Annotated in this window: 2 protein-coding genes (1 of these 2 cut by a window edge); both read right to left on the bottom strand. The window is 75.6% G+C overall.

Features of this window, described 5'->3' with window-relative positions; genetic code table 11:
* Positions 1–8,125, bottom strand: the 5' portion of a protein-coding gene (locus tag M2352_RS12885) for a non-ribosomal peptide synthetase/type I polyketide synthase (RefSeq protein WP_264664881.1). The gene continues 2,759 nt to the left of window position 1, outside the view; 8,125 of the gene's 10,884 nt are visible here — the first part of the coding sequence; its start codon is at positions 8,123–8,125; its stop codon lies beyond the left edge, outside the window.
* The gene (locus M2352_RS12880; protein ID WP_264664880.1) at positions 8,122–12,096 is read right to left on the bottom strand and encodes an SDR family NAD(P)-dependent oxidoreductase; all 3,975 of its coding nucleotides are present in this window, start codon (positions 12,094–12,096) and stop codon (positions 8,122–8,124) included. The genes M2352_RS12885 and M2352_RS12880 overlap by 4 nt, the downstream gene beginning before the upstream one ends.

Raw genomic sequence — 12,096 nt, 5'->3', positions numbered from 1 at the left:
CCTGGCCGGGGAACAGCAGGGCCACCGCGGGGGGCTGCGCCGGGGCCGTGGCGCGGATCAGCGCGGGCGTGGACAGGGCGCGCACCGCATCGGGCACGTCCCGCACCACCGCCGCGGCCCGGTGGTCGAACACCGCCCGCCCGGCGGCCAGCGTGTGCGCCACGTCGGCCAGGGGCAGGGCGGGGTTGGCCGCCAGATGGGCCGCCAGGGCCGCCGCCGCCTGCTCCAGCGCGTCGTCGCTGCGGGCCGACAGCAGCAGCAGGCGGGGGCCGTCCGCGGGCGGTTCGGCGGGCGCGGAGGTGGGTGCCTGTTCCAGCACCACATGGGCGTTGGTCCCGCCGATGCCGAAGGCGCTGACCCCCGCCCGCCGCGGGCCGCCGTTCGCGGGCCAGGGTTGAGCCGCCGCCGCCACGGCGAAGGGGCCGGCGGCAAAGTCGATGCGCGGGTTGAGGGTGCGGGCGTGCAGCGTGGGCGGCACGGTGCCGTGGTGCAGCGCCAGCACCGTCTTGATCAGGCCCGCCACCCCGGCGGCGGCGTCGGCGTGGCCGATGTTGCTCTTGACCGCCCCCAGCAGCAGCGGACGGTCCCGCCCGCCGAACACGCGGGCCAGCGCCGCCACCTCCACCGGGTCGCCCAGCGCGGTGCCGGTGCCGTGGGTTTCCACATAATCGATGGTGGCGGGGTCGAGGCCGGAATCGGCGATGGCCGCGGCGATGGCTGCGGTCTGGCCGTCGGCGCCGGGGGCGGTGTAGCCCACCTTGGCCGCCCCGTCGTTGGTGACCGCGGTGCCGCGGATGACGGCCAGGATGCGGTCGCCGTCGGCCTGGGCCAGCGCCAGCGGCTTCAGCAGCACCAGCCCGGCCCCGCCGCCCGGCACCGTGCCGGCGGCATCGTCGGCAAAGGGGCGGCAATGGCCGTCGGGCGACAGGATCATCCCCGGCTCGTAGCGATAGCCCGTGGCCTGGGGGAAGCGGATCGACACCCCGCCGGCCAGCGCCATGCGGCAGCGCCCGGCCCGCAGCGCCTGACACGCCAGATCCACGGCGACCAGCGAGGTGGAGCACGCCGACTGCACCGCCACCGCCGGCCCGCGCAGGTCCAGGCGGTAGGCGATCTGGGTGGCGATGAAGTCCTTGTCGTTGCCGGTCAGCTCGTGATAGGCGGCGGCCCCCTCGGGCGCCGGGCCGTCGGCGTGCAGCACCCCGTGGAAATAGGTGTTGAGGCCGGCTCCGGCGAACACCCCCACCGGCCCGCCCGTGCGGGCGGGGTCGTAGCCGGCATCCTCCAGCGCGTGCCACGCGCATTCCAGCAGCACCCGGTGCTGCGGGTCCATCACCACCGCGTCGCGGGGGCTGAAGCCGAAGAAGGCGGCGTCGAACAGGTCCGCGCCATCCACCACCCCGCGGGCGGGGACATGGCCGGGCTGGTCCAGCAGCGCCGGGTCCAGCCCCTCGGCGGCCAGGGCGGCGGCGTCCAGGCGGGCGATGCCCTCCCGCCCCTCCACCAGCAGGCGCCAGAAAGAGTCCACGTCGGGCGCGCCGGGGTAGCGGCAGGCCATGCCGATCACCGCCACCGGCCCGCCAAGGGGGCCGCCGTCCGCCGCGGCGGGGCGGGCCTCATCCACGGCCCCGGCCAGATGGGCGGCAAGGCTGCGGATGGTGGGCAGGCGGAACAGGTCGCTGATGGGCAGGGTGCGGGCGAACTCTTCTTCCAGCCGGGCGTGGACCCGCACCAGCCGCAGGGAATGGCCCCCGGCGTCGAAGAAATTCTCGTCCAGCCCAATGGTATCGCAGCCCAGCACCGCGCGCCAGATGGCGGCCACCCGCTCCTGCACCGCCGACAGGGTGGCGGCGGAGGGGGCGGTTGGCGCAGCAGGGGTGGGCGGCAGGGCGAACAGCGCGTCCCAATCCACCTTGCCGTGCAGGGTCAGCGGCACCGTGGCGATCACGGTGACGGCGCTGGGCACCATGTGCGGCGGCAGCACCGCGCGCACGGCCCGCCGCACCGCCTCCCCATCCAGCCGGGCACCGGCGGCGGGCAGCAGGAAGGCGGCAAGGCCGCGGTCGCCATCGCCCGTACCGGGGCGCACCGCCACCAGCGCGCGGGCGACGCCGGGCTGGGCGGCCAGGGCGGATTCGATCTCGCCGGGTTCGATGCGGAAGCCGTGCAGCTTCACCTGCCGGTCCAGCCGGCCCAGGAACAGCAGGTTCCCGTCGTCCCCCAGCCGCACCCGGTCGCCGGTGCGGTAGAGCGTGCCGCCGGTGGCCGGATCGGCGATGAAGCGCGCTGCGGTCATCTCCGGCTGGCCGTAATAGCCGGCGGTCACACCGTCCCCGCCGATGCACAGTTCCCCCGCCGTGCCCGGCGGAACCGGCTGGCCGTGGGGGCCGTGGACAAAGGCCAGCGCGCCGGCCACCGGGCGCCCGATGCAGGCGGGGGACAGGCCGGGGGCATACTCCGCCACCGTCGCCGTCACCGTGGTTTCCGTGGGGCCGTAGGCGAAGAACAGCCGGCGCCCGGCGGCCCAGCGCGCCGCGGCGTCCGCCGGGCAGCTTTCCCCGCCCACCGCCAGCACCCGCAGGGCCGGCAGCGGCGCCACCGGCGTGGCGGCCAGCAGGGCGGCGGGGATCTGCACATGGGTGGCGGCGGACGCGGCCAGCGTCTGGGTGAGCGTGCGCCCCGGCAGCAGCCCGTCGCGCGGGGCCAGGCACAGCGCCGCCCCGGCGGTGAAGGCCATGGCGATGTCGGACGCCGCCACGTCGAACCCCAGCGCCACAAGCTGCTGGATGCGGCTGTCCGGCCCGATGGCGTAGCGGTCCACCAAGGCGGCGGCCAGACGGCACAGGGCGCCGTGGCGGACCATCACCCCCTTGGGCCGCCCGGTGGAGCCGGAGGTGAAGATCAGGCAGGCGACGGCATCGTCCTCGTCCACAGGCCCTCTCCCCCCCGGGGAGAGAGGGGGATCGGCGGGGAGTGTCGATCCGTCCTCGTCCTCATCGGGGAACAGGCAGGGCACGGCCGGGGCGGGCGGGGCGGTTTCGGCCACCACCGCCGTCACCTCGGCGTCCGTCAGCATCGCGGCGATGCGCTCCGCCGGGTAGGCGGGATCGACGGGGACATAGGCCGCCCCCGCCTTCAGAATGCCCACCAGGGCGACGAACAGGCCGGGGCCGCGTTCGGCCACCAGCCCGACGCGGTCACCAGGGCCGACGCCCAACGCGCTCAGCCGGTGGGCGAAGCGGCCGGAGCGGCGGTCGAGCGCGCCATAGCTCAGCGTGCCGTCCGGCCACCACAGGGCCGGCGCGTCCGCCCGCACCGCGGCCTGATGGCTGACCAGGGCGTCCAGCCGGTCCGCCGGCGGGCGGGGGCCGCCGCCGGTTCCGGCGTTGAGCGCGGCGTTGAGCCGGCGGTCACCGTCCCCCAGCAGGTCCAGGGCCGACAGGGGCCGGTGGGGGGCCGCCGCCACCGCCGCCAGGATGGCGGTGAAGCGTTCGGCCATGCGCCGGGCCGTGGCGTCGTCCACCACGGCGGTGTCGTATTCCAACTCGCCGGACAGACCGCCGTCGCGCTCCACCACCAGCAGGGTCAGGTCGAAACGGGCCACCGGGGTGGGCACCGGCAGGGCCGCGGCGGTGATGCCGGGCAGGGACAGCGACCACGCGCGGGCGTCCTGCTGCACGAACAGCGCCTGCACCAGCGGCGGGCGGCCCGGCAGCCGCGGTGCCGCCACCGCGTCGGCCACCAGCGGCAGCGGCACGTGCTGCCGCTCCAGCGCCGTCAGCAGCCGCTGGCGCACGCGGGTCACCACGGCGATGAAATCGGGATCGCCATCCAGCGTGACGCGCAGGGGCAGGGTGTTGACCAGGAAACCGGCGGTTTCCTCCATCTCCCGCCGCACGCGGGCCGCCGCGGGGATGCCGATCAGCAGGTCGTCCTGACCCGTGGCACGCGACAGCAGCAGCGCCCACGCCGCCATCAGCGCCATGGGCAGGGTGGCCCGGCCCTCGCGCGCAAGGGCGTCCAGCCGGGCGAGATCATCGGGGGGCAGGGCGACCGGCACCCGCCCGGCGCGGCTGGCCGCGGTTTCCCCGTCTGCCGCACCGGCAGGGCGGGGCAGGTTGAGATGCATCGGCGCCCCGGCCAGATCGGCCCGCCAGCCCTCCAGCGCCGCGTCGAAGATGCCGTTTTCCACGCACATCCGCTGCCACAGCGCAATGTCGGCGGGCTGCACCGCGGGCGGGCGCAGGGCGGTGCCGCGGTATCCCGCCTCCAACTCCCGCACCAGCAGAGTGCCGGTGGTCCCGTCGCAGGCGGTGTGATGGATCACCAGCAGCAGCAGGCGCGCATCCGGCCCCAGGGTGAACAGGGTGGCGCGGAACGGCGCCTCGGTATCCAGGGCGAAGGGGTGCGCCGCCTCCGCCGTCAGCAGGGCGTCGAGCGCATCATCGGCCAGCCCCACGGCGCTGCGGCGTTCCAGCTGGAAACCGCCGGGGGGCAGGATCTCCTGCACCGGCTCGTCGCCGTGGGCGGTCAGGCGGGTGCGCAAGCCCTCGTGCCGGTCGTACAGGCCGGCCAGCGCCCGTTCCAGCGCCCCCTCGTCCACCGGGCCGTCCAGGCGGTAGGCGGTGGGGACGTTGTAGGCGGCAGCACCTTGCGCCCGCTCCGCCAGCCACAGCGGCATCTGGTTGAACGACATCGGGATGCGCGCGGGCCGCGGCCCGGTGGGCACCGGCGGCAGGCCGGCGCCATCCCCGGCGGCGCGCAGCCGTTCGGCCAGCGCCCGCGGGGTCGGGGCGTCGAACAGGGCGGCGACGGGCAAAGCGGTGCCGAAGGCGGCGTTCACCCGCGTCATCGCCCGCACGGCCAGCAGGGAATCGCCGCCGTGGTCGAAGAAATCGCAACCGCCGCCGGTGACGGTAATGCCCAGCACCTCCGCCCATACCGCGGCCACCAGCGCCTCGTCGGGGGCCAGGGGGCGGGCGGGGGTGCCGTCCTCCGCGCCCTCGTCCGCGCCCTCGTCCGCCGTGGCGGGATCGGGCAGGGCGGCCAGATCGGTCTTGCCGTTGGGATTGAGGGGCAGCCGCTCCAGCGTCACGAACGCCGCCGGCACCAGGGCCGCCGGCAGCCGGGCGCGCAGGAACGGGCGAAGGTCCGCCAAGGCCGGCTCCCCGCGCCACACCACGTACGCCACCAGCCCGGTTTCGCCGGACGGCAGCGGGCGGGCCACCACCGCGGCCTCGCGCACCGCCGCGTGGCCGGACAGCACCGCCTGCACCTCCCCCGGTTCCACGCGCACGCCGCGGATCTTCACCTGCCGGTCCAGCCGGCCCAGATAGTCCAGCACGCCGTCGGCCCGCCAGCGGCCCAGATCGCCGGTGCGGAACAGCCGCCCGCCGGCCAGCCCGGTGGGGTCGTCGGTGAACCGCTCCGCCGTCAGGGCCGGCTGCCCGGCATAGCCGCGGGCCAGCCCGACGCCGCCGATGGCGATTTCCCCCGGCGCCCCCGGAGGCACCGGGTTGTTGCCGCGGTCCAGCAGCAGCACGCGGTTGCCGGGGATCGGGCGCCCGATGGGCACCAGCCCCCGCACCCCCGGCTCCACCACATGCCATGTGGCATCCGCCGACACCTCCGACGAGCCGTAGAGGTTCAGCAGGCGGCACTGGGGCAGTGATGTTGCGAAGCGGGCGGCGAGGTCGGCGGAAATCGCCTCCCCGCTGGTTACGCACAGGCGCAGGGCGCGCAGGGTGGATGCGGGATCGGGCAGTCCGTCCAGCAGGGCGCGCAGCAGCGACGGCACCAGCACCAGCCGGGTCACGCCCCCCCGTTCCAGCGTCTCGGCCAGCCGCAGCGGGTCGCCCGATGCTTCGGGCGGCACGATCACCGACGGCACCCCGGCCAGCAGCGGCCCGAAGAATTCCCAGATGAAATCGACGAAGGTGATGGTGGTCTTCTGGCACGTCACCTCGCCGGGGGCGAAGGGGAACGCCTGCTCCATCCAGCGGATGCGGTTGACCGCCCCCCGGTGCAGCCCCATCACCCCCTTGGGCCGCCCGGTGGAGCCGGAGGTGTAGATGAGATAGGCGAGGCCATCCGGCCCCGCACCATCCTGGCCCTCTCCCCCCCGGGGAGAGGGCCAGGGAGAGGGTTGGGTGAGGGCCGGATTTCGCGCCGAATGGCCCGAAATCCGTTGCGAAGCAACACCCAAGTCAAGGTTCCGAGAGCCTGACGGCTCGCTTTTCGGGCGTTCCGCGCGAAAATCGGTTCTCACCCCGGCCCTCTCCCCGGGGGGGAGAAGGGGGCTGTCTTCGTCCGCGTCCACCAGCACCGGGCCGTTTTCCGGCAGCCAGCGCGGGGTGCTGCGGGCGATCAGCACCGGGGCGCCGCTGTCGGCCACCATGAAGGCCAGCCGCTCGGGCGGATAGCCGGGGTCGAGCGGCAGCACCGCCCCCCCGGCCCGCAGCACGCCCAGGAACGCCACCGCCAGAGCGGCGGAGCGTTCCAGGCACACGCCCACCGGCACCTCGTTCCCCACCCCCAACGCCCGTAGCCGCGCGGCCAGGGCGGCGGATTGCCGGTCGAGCGTGGCATAGGTGACCGCCGTCCCGCCGTCGATCAGCGCCACCGCCGCCGGGTTTTCCGTAGCGCGTTGGGCGAACAGGCCGTGCAGCGTCTCCGCCGGGGCCGGAGTTTCCGGGCCGTTGGTGCGCGCCACCCAGGCGGCGGCTGCCGCCCGGTCCATCAGGGGCAGGGTGTCGATGGGCCGCCGGGGATCGTCCAGGGCGGCGGCCAGCAGTGTGCCATAGGCCGCGGCCATGGCCTGCGCCACAGCGCCGTCGATCAGCCCGGCGCGGTATTCCAGCCGCCCCGACACCGCCCCGCCGTCCGCCTGAAGCTCCAGCGCCAGATCGAAGCGGGCCGCGGGCAGCGCCACCGCTTCCCCCACCACATGGACGGACCCGATACGCTCCTCCCACGCCGGCAGGGTCAGCAGGTTGAACATGGCCTGGAACAGCGGCGTGCTCCCCGCCCGCCGTTCCGGTTTCAGCAGGGCCACCAGCTCGCCGAAGGGCAGATCCTGGTGACGGAAATCCTCAAGGCAGGCGTCGCGCACCCGCTCGGTCAGGGTGGCGAAGTCCGGCTCGCCGCTCACGTCGGCGCGCACCACCAGCGTGTCCACCAGAAAGCCCACCAGCCCCTCGGTCTCGGTGCGGGTGCGGTTGGCGACGGGGGTGCCGATGGGCAGGTCGCGCGCCCCGGTGAAACGCGCCAGCAGGGCGGCATAGCCCGCCAGCAGCACCATATAGAGCGTCGCCCCCCGCTCCTGCCCGAACCGTTCCAGCCGCGCCGTCAGCCCGGCGTCCAGGCGCAGCGGGACAAGGCCGCAGCACCCGTCGGGGGTGCCGGCCCTGGGCAAATCCAGGGCGGCGGGCAGGGCGTCGAGCCGCCGGCGCCAATAGGCGCGCGCCGCTTCCCGCTCGGCCCCGCGGGCGGGATCGGCGCACCACGCGGCGTAATCGCGGTAGCGGATGGGCAGCGGCGGCAGGCCGGCATCACCGCCGGTCAGGGCGGCGGCGTAGAGCCGGGTCAGGTCGCGGATCATCACCGCCACCGACCACCCGTCCACCACCGCGTGGTGGAACGCCAGCAGCAGCACGCCCGGCCCCCCGGCCACGTCGAACCAGCGGGCGCGGAACAGCGGCCCGCGGCCCAGGTCGAATGGCACCAGCGCCGTGCGCAGGATCGCCCCGTCCAGCGCGTCCGCCGTGACCGCCTCCACCGGCAGCGGCACCGGGGCCGGCGGGTGGATGCGCTGGACCGGGCGCCCGTCGTGTTCGGCCAGATCGGTGCGCAGCGGTTCGTGCCGTTCGCTCAGGGCATCCAGCGCGGTTTGCAGCGCCCCCCGGTCCACCGCCCCGCCGAACCGCAGGGTCATGGCAAGGTTGTAGGCCGCCGACGGCCCCTCCACCCGGTCCAGCACCCACAGCCGTTCCTGCGCCGGGGCCGCCGGCACCACGGCGCCGTCGGGCAGGCGGGGGATGGGGGCCGGGCCGTCGCCGGGCAGGGCGAAGCCGTCCTCCGCCAGCAGCAGGGCCAGCAGGTCGTTGTTCATGCCGGGGCCGGTCATGATGGTTTCCCCGTGCGCAGGGCCGCGCGCTGTTCCGGCGTCATCCGTTCGATCTCCTCCAGCCGGCGGGCCAGGGTGTCGGCGAAGCCGGGCTTGGGCTCCAATGCCCGCAGCGCCTCGGCCAGACGGGCGACGGTGGGGCCGGTCAGCACCGCCATCACCGGCAGGTCGATGCGGAAGGTGTCGCGCACCCGCGCCGCCACCTGTGCCGCCCGCAGGGAATTGCCGCCCAGGGCGAAGAAATCGTCGTGCCGCCCCTCCACCGCCGTGCCCAGCACCGCCTCCCAGATGCGGGCAAGGCGGCGTTCGGCGGGGCCGTCCGGCGGCTCCGCGGCGTCGTCCCGGCGGGTCAGGCTCTCCGCCGCCGTCACCGGGGCGGTGACGGCGGTGCCGAAACGGTCCTCCAGCACCGCGGTGCCGTCCAGGGCCGCCGGCCCGGTCACCGTGGCGGCGGGGGTGTCCAGCGCCTGCACCGGGCCGGGCACGCGGGGGGCGTGGCGCGGGTGATCGCCGTCCATGCCGATCAGCAGATAACGGCCCGGCAGCCCCAGCGCCGCGTCCAGGCTGGCCAGCCCGGCGGCGGGGCCGATGACGTGCAGCCCGGCGGCGCGCACCCGTTCGGGCGCCGTGATCCCGCGGCTCATGCCGGTGTCGCGCCAGGAGGAAAAGGCGGTGAACCGCAGCCGCCGGTCGCCCGCGGCGATGCGGGCGGCGGTCTGCGCCGCCAGGGCGGCGTTGGCGGCGGCATAGGGGGCCATGGCCGCCCCGCCCAGCGCCCCGGCCACGCTGGCGCCCACCAGCAGGAACGCATCCGCCCGCCCCGCGATCAGATCCAGCAGGGCGGGCAGGGCGGCGGTGCGGGCGGCGACGGCGGCGGACAGCCGCTCCGCCGTCTCATCGGCCAGGGGCCGGGGGCTGCCCTCGCCCGCCAGATGGACGATGCCGGCCAGCGGCTGGCCCCAGCGGGTGCGGGCGGCCTCGGCGGCGGCGCGCAGGGCGGCGGGGGCCGTCACGTCGGCGGCGGCGTAGAGCACATCCCCCTGGGCGCGCAGGGCGGCCAGGGCGGCGGCCCGCTCCCCGTCCAGATCCGTTTCGGCGGTGCGGCCCACCAGCAGCAGCCGCGCCTTGTGGCGGGTCAGCAGGTGCGGCGCCACCAGCCGCCCGACGCCGCCCAGCCCGCCGGTCACCAGCACCACCCCGCCGGGGGGCAGGGGGCGGGCGCACCCGCGGGTGTCCACCGGCACGAAGCGGGCGGCCAGCCGCTGCCCGTCGCGCAACGCAATCTCCGGTTCCGACGGGGCCGCGGCCCATTCGTCCAGCAGCGGTGCGGGATCGCCGCCGTCCGGCAGGTCGATCAGGCGGCAGGCCAGCCCCGGCACCTCCGCCGCCAGCGCCGCCAGCAGGCCGGGCAGGGCGGCCCGTTCCCCGGCCAGCGCATCGCCGGGGCGGACAGGCTGGCCGCTGGAAACCACCACGGTCAGCTCGTCCGGGCGGGCGGCGTCGGGCAGGCGCTGCAGCGCCTGCCCCAGCCGCAGCAGCGGCGTGACGCCGCCTTCGCCGCGGCCATGGGTCCACAGATAGAGGATGCGCCGGGCCGCGGCCCCGGCCAGCAGGCCATCGAAGGGGCCGCCGTCGTCCGCCGTCACGTCGGTCCAGGCGTCACCGGGGGCCGTATCCCGCAGCGCCGCCGCCAGCGGGCCGCCATGGGTGAAGGCCAGCACGCCGCCCCGCGGCCCGGTGGCGGCGACGGCGGGGGGCAGGGGCGTCCAGGTTTTTTCGAAGAACCAGTCGGGCAGGGTGGCGGGGCCGGCGGTCAGCCGCTCGATCCGCCGCACCGCCTCGTCGAAATCACCGTTTTCGAACCACGTCTTCAACTGCGGGCGGCGGATCTTGCCGATGGAGGTGCGCGGCACCCGCTCCGGTTCGATGGGAATCACCAGATCGGCGGCGACCCCCAGTTCCGCCGACAGCCGCCGCCGGATGGCCCGCACGATGCCGGCCACCGCCCGGCCGTCGTGACCGTGGGCCGGTGCGTGAAAGAACACCGCCACCCGGTCGGTGCCGGCACCGGGCGGGCGCACCCCCACCGCCGCGGTGCAGGTGCGGTCCAGGCCGGGCACGGGGGCCAGCGCCGTTTCGATCTCGTGGCTGTAGATGTTGGCGCCGTTGACGATGATGACGTCCTTGTCGCGCCCGGTGATGAACAGCCGCCCATCGGCCAGATAGGCCAGATCGCCCGAGCGGAACCAGCCGTCGCGGAACGCCTCCGCCGTCAGGTCGGGGCGGGTGTGATAGCCGCGGAAGATCTGCGGGCCGGACAGCTCAAGCTGCCCGATCTCCCCCTCCCGCAGCAGGGTGCCGTCTTCGGACACGATGCGCACGGCGGCGGTGGGCACCGGCGGCCCCAGATCCATGAAGGGAACGGCGGTTTCGCGGGCGAACCACGGGGCGGTGGTGATGGCCGACGCGGTTTCGGTCATGCCGAAGCTGGGGCGGATGGCGCCGGGGCGCAGCCCGTGCCGGTTCAGCCGCCCGAAGAATTCCGCCATGGTGCCGTTGGACACCGCCTCGCCCGCGTTGACCAGAAAACGCATGGACGACAGATCCCACGTGCGGTCCGCCGCCGCCGCCACGGCCTGTGCGATCAGGGCATAGGCGAAGTTGGGCGCCCAGCCGATGGACGCCCGGTGGCGGTCCATCAGGTCCAGCCAACGCAGCGGTTCGCGCAGCACGGGGTCGGTGCGCACATGCACCTGGCTGGCCCCCAGCGCCGTGGGCAGCAGGCTGAAGAAGGCAATCGCCCCCACATGGTCCAGCGGCATCCAGTTCAGCGTGGCGTCCGCCGCCCCGAACCCTTCCAACTGCGCCATGGCCGCCACCATGCTGAGCAGGCTGCGGTGGGAACCGACCACCCCCTTGGGCACGCCCGTGCTGCCCGAGGTCAGCAGGATCAGCGCCGGCTCGTCCGGGTCGGTGGCGGGGGCGGGCTCGTCCGCCGGGGCGCTTTCCAGATCCCGCCCGTCGGTCAGGGTCAGCGCCGGCAGCCCGTGTTCCGCCAGCCGCGGGGCCAGGGCGGCGATGGCCGCGGCCCCGGCCACCACCGGGGGCTTGCCCAGAAAATCCCACACCAGCCGCAGCCGCTCCACCCCCGTCCCGGCGGCGGTGTGCAGCAGCATGGGCACCGGCACCATGCCCCCCAGCACCGCTCCCCAGAAGGCGCCCAGCAGGGTTTTGCTGTCGGAGGCGTCGATGATGACCCGTGCTCCCCGCTCCAGCCCCAGCCGCCGCAGCCCGCCCAGGGTGCGGCGGGCGCGGCCGCGCAGGGCGGCATAGGTTTCGGTGGTTTCGCCGAAATCATCGGCCACATGGACGATGTGCGCGCCGGGCGTGGCCGCCGCCCGGTCGAGTGCTGCCGCAAAGGTCCAGGGAAAGGCCGGGTCGGGCACCAGATCGGCCCCGCGGGCGAGCGCCAGGCGGTCCGACAGCGGCTGGCCGATGACGGCGCGCTGGCCGTGGGCGGGAGGGGCGGCAGCGCCGCCGTCCTCCATCTCCGCCGCCGCGCCGTGGTCCGGCAGCAGGTCGGCCAGATGCAGGCGGGGGCGGCTCAGGTCCGCCGGCTGCACCGTCACGACGGCGCCGGTGAGGCCGGGGGATGCGGCCAGCCGGTCCCGCCACGCGGCGGACAGCCCGTCATCCCACACCGGCACCCGTTCCAATGCGGTGCGGTCGATGATCCCACCGGTTCCGCGCGGCATCCGGTTCACCCGCACCACCGCCCACAGGCCGCCGAAGGCGGGCGGCGGGGCCGCGCCGTCGCGCATGGTGACGTACCCCACCAGCGCGTCCCCCCCGTCCACCGTGCGGCGGGCCAGGACACAGGCGTCCAGCACCCCCGGCAGCGCCCGCAGGGCGGCTTCGGCGCTGTCGGGGGCGATGGCGGGGATGGTCCCGGCGGTGGCGGCGTCGTGCAT

The sequence above is a fragment of the Azospirillum fermentarium genome, from assembly GCF_025961205.1.
GTDB lineage: Bacteria > Pseudomonadota > Alphaproteobacteria > Azospirillales > Azospirillaceae > Azospirillum > Azospirillum fermentarium.
This window is presented reverse-complemented; position numbering and strand designations above follow the sequence as displayed.

Coding starts and splice junctions, on each gene's coding strand:
- M2352_RS12880 (WP_264664880.1), bottom strand. CDS start 12,096: ATGCACGACGCCGCCACCGCCGGGACCATCCCCGCCATCGCCCCCGAC.